12 protein-coding genes, 16 tRNA genes and 1 pseudogene are annotated in these 15,517 nt (G+C 36.3%); 4 read left to right on the plus strand and 25 right to left on the minus strand.

What is annotated here, in order from left to right:
• Positions 1–299: 299 nt before the first annotated feature.
• A complete protein-coding gene (locus EM808_RS16430) occupies positions 300–1,751 on the plus strand; it encodes an alanine/glycine:cation symporter family protein (RefSeq protein ID WP_127739299.1) in 1,452 nt (483 codons plus the stop codon).
• A gap of 60 nt (positions 1,752–1,811) precedes the next feature.
• Here the strand turns inward: EM808_RS16430 and pdxT are convergent, their stop codons facing one another.
• Positions 1,812–2,399: a pyridoxal 5'-phosphate synthase glutaminase subunit PdxT gene (gene pdxT, locus EM808_RS16435; RefSeq protein ID WP_127739300.1), complete on the minus strand. Its 588-nt coding sequence runs from the start codon at positions 2,397–2,399 to the stop codon at positions 1,812–1,814.
• Positions 2,400–2,406: 7 nt separating this feature from the next.
• Positions 2,407–3,288: a pyridoxal 5'-phosphate synthase lyase subunit PdxS gene (pdxS, locus tag EM808_RS16440; RefSeq protein WP_127739301.1), complete on the minus strand. Its 882-nt coding sequence runs from the start codon at positions 3,286–3,288 to the stop codon at positions 2,407–2,409.
• Positions 3,289–3,439: 151 nt separating this feature from the next.
• On the opposite strand from pdxS, the gene pdxR reads away from it, so the two are divergent.
• The gene (pdxR, locus tag EM808_RS16445; protein ID WP_127739302.1) at positions 3,440–4,861 is read left to right on the plus strand and encodes a MocR-like pyridoxine biosynthesis transcription factor PdxR; all 1,422 of its coding nucleotides are present in this window, start codon (positions 3,440–3,442) and stop codon (positions 4,859–4,861) included.
• Between the two features lie 102 nt (positions 4,862–4,963).
• Here pdxR and EM808_RS16450 read toward each other — a convergent pair whose 3' ends face one another.
• From EM808_RS16450 to EM808_RS16540, 19 genes are all read right to left on the minus strand, one after another.
• The gene (locus EM808_RS16450; protein WP_127739303.1) at positions 4,964–6,001 is read right to left on the minus strand and encodes a glycosyl hydrolase family 18 protein; all 1,038 of its coding nucleotides are present in this window, start codon (positions 5,999–6,001) and stop codon (positions 4,964–4,966) included.
• Positions 6,002–6,428: 427 nt separating this feature from the next.
• Positions 6,429–6,503 (minus strand) — tRNA-Asn (locus EM808_RS16455).
• A 25-nt stretch (positions 6,504–6,528) separates the two neighbouring features.
• Positions 6,529–6,602 (minus strand) — tRNA-Ile (locus tag EM808_RS16460).
• Between the two features lie 9 nt (positions 6,603–6,611).
• Positions 6,612–6,685 (minus strand) — tRNA-Gly (locus tag EM808_RS16465).
• 17 nt (positions 6,686–6,702) lie between these two features.
• Positions 6,703–6,776: transfer RNA gene (locus EM808_RS16470), tRNA-Trp, on the minus strand.
• An 8-nt stretch (positions 6,777–6,784) separates the two neighbouring features.
• Positions 6,785–6,861, minus strand: a tRNA-Asp gene (locus EM808_RS16475).
• Between the two features lie 3 nt (positions 6,862–6,864).
• Positions 6,865–6,938: transfer RNA gene (locus tag EM808_RS16480), tRNA-Met, on the minus strand.
• Positions 6,939–6,963: 25 nt separating this feature from the next.
• A tRNA-Ser gene (locus EM808_RS16485) sits at positions 6,964–7,056 on the minus strand.
• A gap of 4 nt (positions 7,057–7,060) precedes the next feature.
• A tRNA-Ala gene (locus tag EM808_RS16490) sits at positions 7,061–7,136 on the minus strand.
• Positions 7,137–7,154: 18 nt separating this feature from the next.
• Positions 7,155–7,231: transfer RNA gene (locus EM808_RS16495), tRNA-Pro, on the minus strand.
• 8 nt (positions 7,232–7,239) lie between these two features.
• A tRNA-Arg gene (locus tag EM808_RS16500) sits at positions 7,240–7,316 on the minus strand.
• Positions 7,317–7,337: 21 nt separating this feature from the next.
• Positions 7,338–7,426, minus strand: a tRNA-Leu gene (locus tag EM808_RS16505).
• Between the two features lie 14 nt (positions 7,427–7,440).
• Positions 7,441–7,515: transfer RNA gene (locus tag EM808_RS16510), tRNA-Gly, on the minus strand.
• Between the two features lie 16 nt (positions 7,516–7,531).
• Positions 7,532–7,607 (minus strand) — tRNA-Lys (locus EM808_RS16515).
• Between the two features lie 17 nt (positions 7,608–7,624).
• Positions 7,625–7,700: transfer RNA gene (locus tag EM808_RS16520), tRNA-Thr, on the minus strand.
• Between the two features lie 5 nt (positions 7,701–7,705).
• A tRNA-Val gene (locus EM808_RS16525) sits at positions 7,706–7,781 on the minus strand.
• A 7-nt stretch (positions 7,782–7,788) separates the two neighbouring features.
• A tRNA-Glu gene (locus tag EM808_RS16530) sits at positions 7,789–7,863 on the minus strand.
• Between the two features lie 295 nt (positions 7,864–8,158).
• Positions 8,159–8,725 (minus strand): DUF2812 domain-containing protein, encoded by a 567-nt coding sequence (locus tag EM808_RS16535; protein WP_127739304.1) that lies wholly within the window; start codon positions 8,723–8,725, stop codon positions 8,159–8,161.
• Positions 8,712–9,029, minus strand: a complete 318-nt coding sequence (locus tag EM808_RS16540; protein WP_127739305.1) for a PadR family transcriptional regulator — start codon at positions 9,027–9,029, stop codon at positions 8,712–8,714. The genes EM808_RS16535 and EM808_RS16540 overlap by 14 nt, the downstream gene beginning before the upstream one ends.
• Before the next feature lie 467 nt (positions 9,030–9,496).
• Here EM808_RS16540 and EM808_RS16545 point away from each other — a divergent pair, with 467 nt between their 5' ends.
• Entirely contained in the window at positions 9,497–9,952 is a 456-nt protein-coding gene (locus tag EM808_RS16545; RefSeq protein WP_127739306.1) for a hypothetical protein, read from the plus strand.
• Between the two features lie 147 nt (positions 9,953–10,099).
• Here EM808_RS16545 and EM808_RS16550 read toward each other — a convergent pair whose 3' ends face one another.
• From EM808_RS16550 to EM808_RS16560, 3 genes are all read right to left on the minus strand, one after another.
• Positions 10,100–10,369, minus strand: a complete 270-nt coding sequence (locus EM808_RS16550; protein WP_127739307.1) for a hypothetical protein — start codon at positions 10,367–10,369, stop codon at positions 10,100–10,102.
• A gap of 927 nt (positions 10,370–11,296) precedes the next feature.
• Positions 11,297–12,046, minus strand: coding sequence for an NAD(+)--rifampin ADP-ribosyltransferase (gene arr / locus EM808_RS29145; protein ID WP_127739308.1), 750 nt, complete (start codon positions 12,044–12,046; stop codon positions 11,297–11,299).
• 400 nt (positions 12,047–12,446) lie between these two features.
• Positions 12,447–12,830, minus strand: a complete 384-nt coding sequence (locus EM808_RS16560) for a VOC family protein (protein WP_127739309.1) — start codon at positions 12,828–12,830, stop codon at positions 12,447–12,449.
• A 543-nt stretch (positions 12,831–13,373) separates the two neighbouring features.
• On the opposite strand from EM808_RS16560, the pseudogene EM808_RS29795 reads away from it, so the two are divergent.
• Positions 13,374–13,469, plus strand: a pseudogene (locus tag EM808_RS29795) (hypothetical protein); the annotation flags it as partial.
• A 462-nt stretch (positions 13,470–13,931) separates the two neighbouring features.
• Here the strand turns inward: EM808_RS29795 and EM808_RS16570 are convergent.
• Entirely contained in the window at positions 13,932–15,377 is a 1,446-nt protein-coding gene (locus EM808_RS16570) for a glycoside hydrolase family 5 protein (protein WP_127739311.1), read from the minus strand.
• Between the last annotated feature and the right edge of the window lie 140 nt (positions 15,378–15,517).

Raw genomic sequence — 15,517 nt, forward strand, 5'->3', positions numbered from 1 at the left:
CAACCAGTTATTCCGTTAAGCAAGGAATCTGTTTTATCCCTAAGTGCGGCAGATGTATTGTATATTATTCTGCAACCTTCTAATTAACATACAATGATAGGTTGTTTTATCTCCTTTTACTATTAAACAACTCCTTTTTATTCCTTTTTACTATCACTTTTTTATAATAATTTTAAAAAACAGAATAGAAAGTTCGAATTTTTGGCAAAAGGGCAATAATTTTTATTGTTTTATACCATGTTGTGAAATATAATATAATTCAGAATTTTAAAAATAATATTTATAGAGAGGAGTTTAATATGGAAGAAATAGTAACTTTTTTAAACGGGATATTATGGAGTACACCAGTCATTTATATTGTATTAATAGTCGGCCTTGTTTTTACATTTGTATCTAAATTCCTGCAAATCAGACATGTGAAGGAAATGATTGTCCTAATGTTCCAAGGGAAAAGCTCAGATGCAGGTGTCTCCTCCTTTCAAGCACTTTCCATCGCATTATCTGGAAGAGTCGGGACAGGTAACATCGCTGGGGTTGCTACGGCAATAGCATTCGGGGGACCTGGCGCTGTATTCTGGATGTGGTTTATGGCCTTTATTGGGGCTTCCACCGCATTTATCGAATCAACACTTGCACAAATTTATAAAGTAAAACACGATGGCCAATATAGAGGGGGACCTGCCTACTATATTGAAAAGGGAATTGGCTCTAAGTGGTTTGCCTTTCTTTTTGCAGGAGCAGCCATCATTTCAATGGCAATATTAATGCCTGGTGTTCAGTCAAACTCAATCGCAGCAGGGATGAAAAATGCCTTTAATCTACCAACATACATAACAGGAATTTTGGTAGTCTTACTTCTTGGGTTTATCATTTTTGGCGGTGTCAAACGGATAGCAAATGTAGCACAAGTAGTCGTCCCAATCATGGCTCTTGGATATATCCTTTTATCCATCATCATTGTTGTTCTTAACATTCAAGAACTGCCAAGTGTTTTTGCACTAATCTTTAAAAGTGCCTTTAACTTGGAAGCTACATTTGGCGGCATGATGGGTATGGCCATTGCATGGGGTGTTAAACGGGGTATTTACTCCAATGAAGCAGGACAAGGAACAGGACCACATCCTTCAGCAGCTGCAGAAGTGTCTCATCCTGTCAAACAAGGGCTTGTTCAGGCATTCTCTGTTTATATCGACACATTACTTGTATGCTCGGCTACTGCATTTATGATTTTGTTTACAGGCATGTACAATACAGAATCACCCAACGGAACAATGATTGTCAATAATGTAGAAGGCGTTGAGCCAGGTCCAGGGTTTACCCAAGCTGCGATTGACAGCATCATCCCAGGCTTTGGTTCAGGGTTTGTAGCAATCGCTCTATTCTTATTCGCTTTCACGACAATCATGGCCTATTATTATATTGCAGAAACAAACTTGACTTATTTGCTCCGCAATAAAAATAATCGTTTATTCTCTGACTTGCTGAAACTTGTTATAATGGCTACTACTTTTTATGGAACTGTAAAAACAGCGAGTCTTGCTTGGGCTCTTGGAGATGTTGGTTTAGGTTTAATGGTATGGCTTAACATGATTGCTATCGTAATACTGGCTAAACCAGCCATCATCGCACTTAAAGATTATGAAAAACAGAAAAAGCAAGGTTTAGACCCTGTTTTTAATCCTGAACCATTAGGCATTAAAAATGCAGATTTTTGGGTTAAGCAGGATAAAAAGAACGATAAAGCTGTATGAGGTAAACCACCCGTTTCCACGGGTGGTTTCTTTTATGTGAAACCAACTGTTTTAGCATTTTTAATATACTCTCGCTATTTTAACCATATTTATAAAATAATCCGTGAACCGTGTATCATTTGTTAATTCTGGATGAAAAGAACATCCCAAGAATTGCCCTTCTCTCGCTACGACAATGCGTCCGTTATGTTTTGCTAATATTTCTACATTTTCGCCTGCACTTACGATATGTGGTGCACGGATAAATACAGCTGGGAATTGATCGGCAATACCAACTATGTCTATATTAGCTTCAAAGCTCTCTTTCTGTCTTCCGAATGAATTACGTTCAACCTGAATATCCATAACACCTATATGCGGCTCTTTATATCCTTCGATAGACTTTGCGAGGAGAATCAAACCTGCACAGGTTCCAAACATCGGTTTCCCTGATGCTGCAAATTCTCTAAGGGATTCCATAAATTCATATTTATCTATAAGCCGCCTTATTGTAGTTGACTCACCACCAGGAATAATTAAGCCATCCACATCAACTAATTGTTCTGTGTTCTTCACAACCACAGCTTCTGCTCCACTAGCTTCTAAGGCACGTATATGTTCTCTAACAGCTCCTTGTAATCCAAGCACACCAACCTTTACAGTAGACATTATTCAATTACCATCCGCGTTCTTGCATGCGTTGATCTGGAGCTAAATTGGAGATTTCAATCCCTTTCATGGCAGTTCCTAAATTTTTGGATATTTCTGCAATGAGTTGATAGTCTTGGTAATGCGTTGTTGCTTCCACAATTGCTCTTGCAAATTTAGAAGGATTATCTGATTTAAAAATACCTGAACCAACAAAAACTCCATCTGCTCCGAGTTGCATCATTAATGCTGCATCTGCTGGTGTTGCTACACCACCAGCTGCAAAGTTTACTACCGGCAAGCGTCCTAGTTTTTTTATTTCTAATAAAAGCTCATATGACGCGCCTAGTAATTTTGCCTCTGTCATTAGTTCAGCTTCATCCATATGTACAACTTTACGAACTTGAGCATTTACCTTTCTTATATGACGGACTGCCTCGACAATATTACCTGTGCCTGGCTCTCCCTTCGTACGCAGCATAGAAGCTCCTTCTCCAATACGTCTTGCAGCTTCCCCTAAATCTCGACAACCACAAACAAAAGGAACTGTGTACTCCTTTTTGTTCAAATGATATTCTTCATCTGCAGGAGTTAAAACTTCACTTTCATCGATATAATCAACACCCATTGCTTCAAGCACCCTTGCTTCCACAATATGACCAATACGTGCTTTCGCCATAACAGGAATCGTAACTGCATTCATTACTTCTTCTACAATAGTTGGGTCTGCCATTCTCGCTACTCCACCTGCTGCACGAATGTCAGAAGGCACTCTTTCAAGCGCCATTACTGCTACTGCGCCTGCTTCTTCAGCAATTTTTGCTTGCTCTGCGTTAATAACGTCCATAATAACGCCGCCTTTTTGCATTTCAGCCATTCCACGTTTTACTCTATCAGTACCAGTTTTCATCCTAATGCCTCCAATTATTAAAAAATATGTACTTACAAACCTTTTATTTTGCTAATTTGCATTGTAAACTAATTATAATTATTAATCTGGAACCTTTAAAAGAGCCAGATTTTAAAATTATTCAGGTACCAGTTCAATGGAGGTCAAAAACTTGTTTGAAATAACTCCCATTTTAGATTCCCAAAAAGAAGATCCCGTTTATATGCAGCTCTATCGTTATCTTAAAAATGAAATACAATCAGATACTATTCCTCCTCATAGTAAATTACCTTCTCAAAGGAAATTAGCAGAGCATTTAAGCCTAAGCAGAAACACTGTTAATGCCGCATATCAGCAGCTTCTGGCTGAAGGCTATATTAGAAGCGAAGAAAGAAAAGGTTTATTTGTGGAAGATATTAAGCATGAGCTATATTTAGACAAAAACATCAATGCAGTAAATGCTGAAATCCTGGATAATAACTGTAAAAATTCTGAACACCAATCATCAGAGATTTTTTATGATTTTAAATATGGTGAAATAGACTTAAAGCACTTTCCATTTAAATTATGGAGTCAATTAACAATGAAAAGTATTTTTGCTGAGCAAGGACAGCTTTTATTATATGGCGACCCACAAGGTGATCTTGATCTTCGCAAGCAAATAACAAAATACCTTTTTGAATCAAGAGGTGTTAAATGTTCAGAACACCAAATTATTATCGGCGCAGGTACTCAATACCTTATGAGTATGCTTTGTAAAATAATCGGCAAAGAATACACCTATGGAATGGAAGACCCTGGATACAATAGAGTGCGCATTGTTTTAAAAGAATATGGTAAAGCTGTCCAACCTATTCCTCTTGATAATTATGGTGTCGATATAAAGGCATTAACATCAAGTGAGGTAAGAGCTGTTTTTGTCACACCTGCCCATCAATTTCCCCTCGGAATTGTTATGCCGCTCCAAAGAAGATTAGACTTAATTCAATGGGCAAAGGAAACAGAGGGCTATATTATTGAGGATGACTACGATAGTGAATTTAGATATGAAGGAAAACCGATTCCCGCTCTGCAAAGTCTTGATCAATATGAAAAAGTTATCTATATGGGGACATTTGCAAAATCATTGATTCCATCATTAGACTTTAGTTATATGGTGCTACCAAGACCTTTATTAGCTAAATACCTCGACAAATATATTGGTTATAAGCAAACTGTATCAAGACAGCATCAATATACATTAAAGCTCTTTATGGAAAGCGAACAATGGGCAAGGCATTTAAATAAAGTAAGAAATGTTTATAAAAAAAGACATAATGCCTTAATTACCTCGATTAAAGCAAGCATGAATAATCAGGTCAGAATCATGGGATTAGGGGCCGGATTACACATAGTCCTTGAGCCGCGAAATGACATGTCAGAACAAGAGCTCATCGAAGCAGCTAAACAAAATGGCGTTTTAGTGTATCCCGTAAGCACCTTCTATGAACAAATACCAGCTCTTAAATATCCTCAGGTTTTGTTAGGATTCGCTGGACTTGATGAGAAAAGGATTCAAGAGGGAGTTAAGCTGCTTGCAAAGGCATGGTTTTAAGCAGTAAAAATTATTTAACTGCTAACTCCATTTTTCACACTTAAAAAATGCTCTCCAAAATTAATGGAAAGCATTTTTTTGCTATAGTACTAAACTAATTACTTATTTAACACCGTTCTGAATTGCACCCCAAAAGGTTTCTGTCTCATTGCCGAGTGCATACACACTGACACCACCGAGTTTATACTTTTTTAATAGTTTAGTTTTCTTCTCAATTGTTGTCTCATTTTCATACCAAACAATATGTTCTTGCTTGTTTTTATCCAAATAATTAAACATTACGGAGTCTGTCTTTTTATTATAGGTCGGCTTTATTTTATTACTCTTTATTAACTCCTGTATTTCGTCCCACTGCACCATTCTATTCCTGTTAGCATCTGTCAGATTCCAGTCATAACCATAAGCTGGAATCCCCATTATCACCTTGCCTGCTTTTATATTGTTGGTGGAATAGGACAATGTATCCTCAAGCCACTTCATACTAACTAAAGACCCAGGATTTCCCCATGATCCATGTTCATCGTAGGTCATAACCTGGATATAATCAGCATAATTACCGATTTTTTTGTAATCATACGGCCAAGTCCAGGTATTGTCTTTATCATCATTAGTTTTTGCAGGTACAGATACCATTAATTTTAGTTGTTTTTTATGTAAAACAACAGAAATGTCCTTTATTAAGCTCGATAAATTTATGCGATCTTCTGGATATACTGCCTCTAAATCTATATTAACCCCTGTATAGCCATTGTCTTTGTCTTCAGCAACCTTGGCTACTTGTTTAATAAAGCGGTTTTTAACTAATTTGTCTGTCATCACTTGATGTGCCAAGTCTGCATCAAAATCTTGTTCCCCAAAGTTGGAAATAACCGCATATGTGTTTATCTTTTTCTTTTTAGCATATGAAAGCTGTTCTTTCGGCGCTTCCCCAATAAGATTCCCATTTTTATCAAAGGAAAATGTATCTGTAGCTATTGTATTAAAATACTCGTTAAAGGAAGTTAATGATTTATCCGAATTAGTGCTCCCTAATGTATAGCCAAGTATCATCGGCTTATCCGCTTTAACTACTTCACTGCCATAATTTATTGCAAATAAAATACACAGAGAAAATAATATTACTATAATAACTTTTTTCAACGCTTTACTCCTTCGTGATATTTTTATTTACGCAGATTAGATGAACCACTTTTGCTTAAGTTACCTTTTTGTCGATTTATACTTATTTACAGAAACCGTTGTGAATACAGCCGCTGCATTAAGCTTACTGTAACTAGCAGGAATTGAAATACTAGCAATCTAATTACTTCTTTTCATGTGGATAGCTAATGAGAAATCTATATTCTGGACGCAGGCAGATGGGAAGGTATGGAAGAAGGAGAGATGGATTATGTTATGGAGACTTAAGGATACAATAGAGAAAAATGAAACTAACCTATGCTAACTCAGCACTAAATCTGAAGGTTTCATTACTGATAGACCACTCAAAAGTTGCCTTATTATCATGTACGGTTCAAGATATTTTATCAAGTCACTGAATATTCAGTATTTTAAACAGAATAAAAAATGGCTCCGCAGGTAGGACTCGAACCTACGACCGATCGGTTAACAGCCGATTGCTCTACCACTGAGCTACTGCGGAACAAAAAAGTATGTATTATAAAGGATGGGCCTAAATGGACTCGAACCATCGACCTCACGCTTATCAGGCGTGCGCTCTAACCAGCTGAGCTATAGGCCCACATTATTTTGGAGCGGGTGATGAGAATCGAACTCACGACATCAGCTTGGAAGGCTGAGGTTTTACCATTAAACTACACCCGCATTAAGGATTATATTATTGGCAGGAGTAGTAGGAATTGAACCCACACCGGAGGTTTTGGAGACCTCTGTTCTACCTTTAAACTATACTCCTATAATAAATGGCGGTCCGGACGGGACTCGAACCCGCGACCTCCTGCGTGACAGGCAGGCATTCTAACCAGCTGAACTACCGGACCAGATTGCGGGGACAGGATTTGAACCTGCGACCTTCGGGTTATGAGCCCGACGAGCTACCAGACTGCTCCACCCCGCGATAATAATATTTAAAATGAGTTATATGGAGGAGGAAAGGGGATTCGAACCCCTGCGCGGTTTGACCCGCCTGTCGGTTTTCAAGACCGATCCCTTCAGCCGGACTTGGGTATTCCTCCGTATTGGTGGAGCCTAGCGGGATCGAACCGCTGACCTCCTGCGTGCAAGGCAGGCGCTCTCCCAGCTGAGCTAAGGCCCCAATTTAAAATAGTAATAATGGTCGGGAAGACAGGATTCGAACCTGCGACCCCTTGGTCCCAAACCAAGTGCTCTACCAAGCTGAGCTACTTCCCGTTTATATATGGCGCGCCCGAAAGGAGTCGAACCCATAACCTTCTGATCCGTAGTCAGACGCTCTATCCAATTGAGCTACGGGCGCTAAATATTCTCGAAAAAACAATGGTGCCGAGGACCGGAATCGAACCGGTACGGTAGTCACCTACCGCAGGATTTTAAGTCCTGTGCGTCTGCCAGTTCCGCCACCCCGGCATTGTTTTCATATCTGGAGCGGAAGACGGGGTTCGAACCCGCGACCCCCACCTTGGCAAGGTGATGTTCTACCACTGAACTACTTCCGCTCGCTATTAAATTAAATGGTGAGTCATGCAGGATTCGAACCTGCGACCCTCTGATTAAAAGTCAGATGCTCTACCAACTGAGCTAATGACTCATCTCATTTTAAAAAGATGGTGCCGACGAGAGGACTTGAACCCCCAACCTACTGATTACAAGTCAGTTGCTCTACCAATTGAGCTACCTCGGCGTATATGGTGGAGGATGACGGGATCGAACCGCCGACCCTCTGCTTGTAAGGCAGATGCTCTCCCAGCTGAGCTAATCCTCCGAAATATTGGTGACCCATACGGGATTCGAACCCGTGTTACCGCCGTGAAAGGGCGGTGTCTTAACCGCTTGACCAATGGGCCTTTATGTAATTAATACTGTAGTAGCTTTGCAGTTATTTATTTACCTGTTTTAGCGACAAGATTTATTATATATAAATTACACTAATTTCGTCAACAACTATTTTCATATTTTATTTGTTTTTTTAAAAAAAGTTTATCAGAATGCCTCAAACACCATATGTATTAGGTATTTCAGCAGTAATTTGCCACTGTTTCATAAGAAAAAATACGTTACTTCTCAATCCCTTACATGTACTATCATTCAAAAAAGACGCTTTCTTATAAAAAAGCGCCGACATTGTTAGATATATAATAACTATTCTTTTAGCATGGAATACTTTCGATAAGCCTTAAAGTAACTGCTAACAAAGAGAACAACCATAATGGCAGGAAGCGACCTCAAAAGGGCAAATGGAGTTTCAAACAAAAATGCTTTCCAAAATAATGCCCCCTTCATACTCCATAGACCTTCGGTTAAATATAATCCGGAATCTTTGTAAAGCATAAAAGAAATAAACAATAACATAAAACCTAAACCAGATGAATAACCCATCAACCGTTTATAATAATTTCTCATTGATTGGCGATCTGAAAAGATTTCCTTTTGATCATCCGCTTCTTTTTGCCAATATTTAATCCCACCAAGCCATGAACCATTCATATAGCTCCAACCGAAGTCTTCATAGATTCCTCTGTATTCTTTAAAATTTTTCTTCGATAAATAATCCTGATAATCCAATCGCATCACATATCTCTTGTCGGTTTTTTCGAAAGTGTATATTCCTACCCCACTAATATTTGTACATCGATAGCCTTTTTGTAATTGCCTGTTCAGCCATTGCTCCTCTTTCTCCATATCAAAAAAGACCTTAAATTTCTTCACTCGATTCACTTCCTTCATACAAGGATAAAATATGCAATAACCTCTTTTGCTCCACTTGCAGAATTGCGCTTCCTTCCGGAGTTATCATATACACTTTTCTACGACCCGACTCTCCAACCGGTTCAATCCACCCATGCTTATTCAAGTTTTCAAGTGCACCATATAATGTACCCGCAGCTAAAATAACAGTACCTTTACTTATTTTTTCTATCTTCTGCATGACAGCATAGCCATGGAGCGGCTCACGAAGAGCTAATAAAATATAATGCATGGTTTCAGACAATGGTAATAATTTATGTTTCATATCTCAACCTCTATTCAGTCCAGCTATATAGTTCAACTTAATAAAAGTTTATTACAGTTCAACTGAATAGTCAATAGTATTCTGAAAATTTGTGAAAAACTTGAAGTAAAACCTTCTAGAGCCAACCCAATAAAAAAAAGTCGCTTTCTCTTATGTTAAGGAAAGCGACTTTGTTTATTGGGTACCAAGTGAGTTTAGAAATTGTTTGAACTAAAATTGACATAGATATTAAGCCAAGATATATATTTAACCAATAGCCCCTGTTGCTCAAGTGTACTTCTTCAAATTTTTTCCTATTTGGTGCAGCATTAAAAGCTCAGCTGGACTAACGAATAAACAATTACATTGGTAAATAGTTATATAAACAGCGGAGGTAAACGAGTATTTAACAGGCAACACTAAGTTATTCAGCAATTAACGGGAAAGCATCGGATAAACTTAAAAATTAACCATAAGGGGAGAAATGTATGCACGTTGAGAGTCTAAAAATTTGGCAACCTCAAACAAACCTCCATTCTGATCATCCAGTTAAAATTCTCTTTAAGGGTTTAATTAAGCATGATGACTATTTCAAAATAATACTGGAGGATTATGACGACAATATTACTGAAATTGTCTATAACCAATTAAACGGACCTATGGAATATTATGTTTGGTCCTTTAGATATACAACAGAGATTGGAAGATTTGGCTTATATAATTTAGAGGTTGATGAATCAGGTTTAAAACAAAAAGAAAAAGCCTATTTTTTTAAAATGGAAAACTCAGAATACATTAATTGGTTTGACAATCAAAATCCCCTTTTCAATAGCACAACACATCCAAATTTAGAGCATCATGTTTATATTACTCGTGATGAAGTAATAGAAGTATTATCAGATTATGCTCCCTTAGTAAAAGGAAGCTCCCAATCATTTAAATAATTAAATTAACTAATCCTTTTTGGATGCTGGAGCATTTATCAAGTAAAAAAGGCCCTCACTTTTGTTAAAGGAAAGCACAAGCTCATTTTAGTATACTATTTTGCGCTCTTTTCAGAGAATTAAGCTCAACCAAGTATTATGCTTTTGTTACAGGTTCTCATCCACTAATACCTTTTTTAAATCAGCCTGAAATATTATTAATTTTTCATAGTCATTTATGATACTTTCTATATCATATTGACCTATAAAATGTCGCAAAGAATCATTCAACTGTATTAACGTACCATGACGATAAAGTAACTTTCTATACCATACTTCTTTTCGAAGCAACCTAAAATTTTTGTTGATTTTTTTATCAGCACTTGATGGTATCGCTAAAAGTATTCCTTCAACTAAACTACTAATCATTTCTATCATATTTATGCCATCCTTAAAATTCGTTCTAATATCGTATACGTTTAAATGCATCAGGAAGTTTCACTTTTTACAAATCTAACCATTAATGACTATTTAACCTCAATAATAAGCACTTTGCTTATTTAGATAATTTCATTCAGTATATGAGTGTTGATCCTTCTTAGAATGAAATCTAATATAATAAAAAACCGTTTAAACCCATATATATCAATGGTTTAAACGGTAATTCTAAAAATATATAAAGCGCTAATAGTCATTTAACGCAGACTTTTTAATTTGTAAATTATTTTTTCTACTTCTTCTCTTGTCTGTCAATGAGACTCCATTCTAATTCTAGATATTTACTTTCTCCAATTGGTACTATAATCGTCCGTTCTTGCTGCTAGTCATTTCTGGTAGCAAGAAGCTTCTTGAATTAGAATCATACTTTTATTTTTTCATGTAGCAATTGGTAACTTAGTAAAGTAAAACTCAAGGGGTTTTTCCGACTAATTTTGGCAATATAGAATGAAGCTCTTATTGAGCTAAAGTCCCCAATAATATAAGTGCATTTGTTCACAAACTTAAAAAGTACGGCAAATCTACCTTGCTGGATTAAAAAACAAAAAAGATTACAAAAAACAGAACAATTGTCCATATGTAGGAAGTAAGGATGGTTTTATTGACACGATTGTTATTTCTATTTTTCTTGTGCTCAATCGAAAAAATAAAAAGAAATAGTAAAAATAGAAAGTATATAAGGAAGATATATAAGAGTGACCGCAATTGTTCTACCCAAGTCATAATGGATCCTGCAGTTCTCTCAAATACAACACCTACCGAGATCTAATAAGGAAAAAGCGTTTCCTGTTATTTCAGAAACGCCACCGTTTGCGGAATATTAGTAATTGCAAACAAAATAACTATTTTACTCTATTTGAAATAGGTTCAGTTAATAATATCGCCCTTATTTTTGTCTAAATTTTTGCGCCATTCACTTCGCTCCGTAGTTGTCAGTTTGGCCCACTCAGTTTCTTCACCAATAATTCTTAAAGGATCTTGAGAACGATAAGATCGTGTTAAGTTACCCGGGAACTTTTTGTCAGTAACATTTGGGTCGTTTTCAAATTCACCTGTTGGTTCTATTTTAAAAACGCGTTCTCTTCCTTCTCCATTTGCTAATGCTGCTGCTAGTCCTGCACCATTGGCATTAGCAGTGAAATAAATGTGGTTCATTTTAAGCCCAGGTTTGTAATTTGAATTTCCACCCGCTGTCAGTAAATCACCAACCTGTAAATCTGCCTTAGTCCCATGATAAAAAGGTCCTTCATCAGTAGGTGCACCGTTATATGAGTTTGACAATTCATAATTTCTTTTTGCATTATCAGAATCATACAACTCCTCATAGCATTTGGCAATGTTTAAATATAACGTTGAGTATGCACTCTTAACATTATCATCATTTATATTTAGAGCACACTGTAAAGAGTTTTCCAGCCATTTCAATTTGTCTGTAATACTCTTTTGTATACGAGCCAAATGATAAGCTGCAATAAACCTTTCATAGTCGTCTTTTGCTTCCTGCCATGCTTGATGAAACATTGTGGTTGCACCTTCAACATTTCCGCCATCTTCCATGTTCATCCCACGCATACAGAGTTTAATAACGGCGTTGTTTGGGTCAAATTTTATATTCATCTAATTTTACCTCCAAATTAATGAGATCACATTTTTGAATTAAATTTCTTTAAAACCCTTTATCTAAAAGACCATGCCTTCTCTGTGAAAATTTTAAAAAATAAGTTTATCCGCTAAAATGTCCCGTTTGTTGAACAAATACCAAGCAATTCTTTACCTATATTTTACCATAAATACAGCTTATCCTTCTGCACTTACCTGCACTGTTAGTACCAGAGCAATAAAGAAGCATTAATCCCAACTGATTGACGCCCCCTAGTTAAGTGGACTTATTCACAATGTCTTTATTTTTATTTTTTATAAATGGATAACCCTGTCCTAAAATTAAGACAGGGATAACATAACGTTGTTGTTAAATTGTTTTAAAAAAACTTTATTGGATAACTTTTTACCATAAAGTTTACTCCTGCATTATCTGAATAAGGTTCCCGCATGTATCGTCGAATACAGCTATTGTGACTTCGCCCATTTTTGTTGGCTCCATTGTAAACTTCACGCCGTTTTCCAATAATCGATCGTACTCTTTACTAATATCTGCAACGCCAAACATTGTTACTGGGATGCCTGCGTCAAACAGTTTCTTTTGATACTCTTTAGCGGCTGGATGGTTATTAGGTTCGAGCAAAAGCTCGGTACCTTCTTTGTCTTCAGGAGAAACAAGCGTTATCCACCTAAATTCTCCTGCTGGAACGTCATGCTTTTTTACAAAGCCCAGGGTTACTGAATAAAACTCCAATGCCTTGTCTTGATCTTGTACAAATATACTGGTAACAATGATTTTCATATGTATTTGCCTCCTTTGATATTGCCATATATGTTACTTAGTCTCCATTAACTATTTGATTACATTATACCATGAAGAGCGAATAATAAAATTAACTCCATTTTTGGGAGAAACAATGGTTCTCTCTACAATAAACCTTTTCCGTTTCTGCCAAAAGCTAAATTTTAATTTATTGCAGGAATGCTGACCTTTAGCTACATAGGTTATAACAGTTGTTTACTTAGATTTATCTGATAACTATATCTATATTTTATTTGTTGGATATTTCGCTAAGATAAAATTCTAATCCCATATTATTTCATCTACATACGTTAAATCTAAAATTAACTGATAGTCTGTTCTCCTACTATATGTTTCGATTTCTTTGATTTTTCAATTTCCAAAATGTATACAAATCCCAATTTTGTTTATATAATCTAAAATACTGAATTATATATAAGGGAGTTACTTATGAATAATAATAATTCTTACAACATACCATCTGAACTTGGCATACATATTGAATTCTTAAAGAAGAGCTTGGTAAAAGTTGTGCAATAGTATGGGGTGAATAGCAAGGAGGCACTAACATTAAGCCAAGAGCTGGATCAATATATAATTTTTTGTCAAAGATGCTGCCCAAAAGGAAAATGCAATTAATATATTTTTACTTCTTGCAAAGCTTCCAGGCGTAAACTCAAAATTCGAAAAAATCATCTCCCTAAAAAGAAACTACTTCTTTATTAAAAGAATGTATGCCATTGCCAAAATGCATTATTTCTTCTTGGATAAATGCCCCCTATAGCTTGAGTACATTTCTTCGCAAAGTTATTCATTTCAGAACTTCAATATATTAGAGGTATAATGCACCTGGTTTTAAAAAAGCAAAAAAGAGGATTCATCCAATTCATTCGATAGATCAATATCCCTTTTGTTTAGTTCATTAATCGACAATCTGCCAATTTCCGTTTCTTTTAGCCCAATTACAGATCACATAGAAAAATAAAAAAAGTTGTATCTGTCATTGATTCATACCTTTAAATAATAAAAAAATAATTACAACATATCGCTGATCAAAAAAGCTAATCCTTCTATGCTACAAGGATTAGCTTGGTCATCAATCTATTGAGTTGTTACATTATCTAAATATAGTGATGTTTGACCACTACTGTTAGATGAACTTGTAAATTGAATACCAACCTCTTTAATTTCACTCACACTGGAAATATTAGTTAAATCGATTGTTAGAGTAGTATCGGAAGATGAACTTATTTTTGTTAATCCACTATCAAACCATTTCCAGTCTCCACCTGTTTTAACATAAAGTTTCGCACTTATTCCATTGCCGACATTCCCCCAGTTTGCATGTTTAACGGTAGCTTTCAACTTAGATTTCCCACTAAAGTTCAAACTTTGAGAAAGAGATAAATAATGGATGGAATTTGAAGATAATTGGACATCAGCTTTTAATGACTGTTTGCCTCCTGCTGCCCATTCCGTTGTAGGCCAAGGCCCACCCGAAATATTTGATCCAATCCAGTTTTGATTACCGCTTTCAAAATCGTACAATATATTATTTGTTCCTGCTGAGCTACCGAATACTCCGCTTAGTTTTGAAGTGGCTTTTAACCCATTTGCCCCATTTACAACCGTATTACCCCAATCAGTTAAACTGTTACCAGACCAGTCGTTACTTAAATCCAGATAGCTCCAATCTGTGCTATTTCCTTTCCAAGACCATGCAAGCCAACCCACATTTTTTTGCTGTGAATAATTCATGATGGTTGCTTCGTCTACATCTCCATTTGTATGTTTTTGTCCGAATTCTCCTATTATTAAAGCTAATCCTTGGTTTAAGACACCATCAATATTTGACTTAACAGTTGCGGCATCCCCACCAGCATACTCATACATATGTATGGAGAACATTGTATTTTTCAATGGATCTGCATTAAATACCTCTTTTCCATAATTATGAATGGAAGCTGGGTATTGTCCCCATCCAGCAGAATCAATTATTAGAGTGTGATTTAAGCCTGCATCCCGTAACTTTGGAATAGCTTGTTTATAACCAGCTGCCCATGCCGCACCATCCCAAGTACCATACCATTCATTCGCAATGTTTATCATCACTTTATCTTCTTTGCCTATCAATGCGTCTTTTAAGCTGATCCAATAATCGACTGCACGATTTAAAGATTCCACATCGTCTTTCCCTGTTGCGTCATGAACTTCCAGAATTGCAATCAGTTTATTTTTTTCTGCTAATGACAAAAGGTTTTTAACAGTATTAATATCATCCTTGGTGTATTGTCCACCATCAGATAAAACAATTCTTACTGTGTTTGCTCCAGTTGCCGCTATTGCTGGAATAGCAACTGCTGAATCTTCTTTAAACCAAGAATGAGCATGATTGACACCTCTCATAATAAAAGGTTTGCCCGTAGCATCATACAAAGTGGTACCGCTTACACTAAATCCCGAAGCAGCACTTGCTTTTGAATCGGTTATAAAGATAGCAGAAGTAACTAACAGAAGAATTAAAATAAAACCTGATATTTTTTTCACACAATCAATCCCCCAATTTATAATTTTTATTTTAACTCTTTCTTTTTCATATACCTCCCTTCTATTGAAAGAAAGAGATAAAAGTAAAACTGTAAAGTAATTTTACAACCTTTATAACCTTAACGATTAAGTAAACATAA

Origin of the sequence: Niallia taxi (assembly GCF_004005475.1) — a bacterium.
Taxonomy (GTDB): Bacteria; Bacillota; Bacilli; order Bacillales; family Cytobacillaceae; genus Niallia; species Niallia taxi.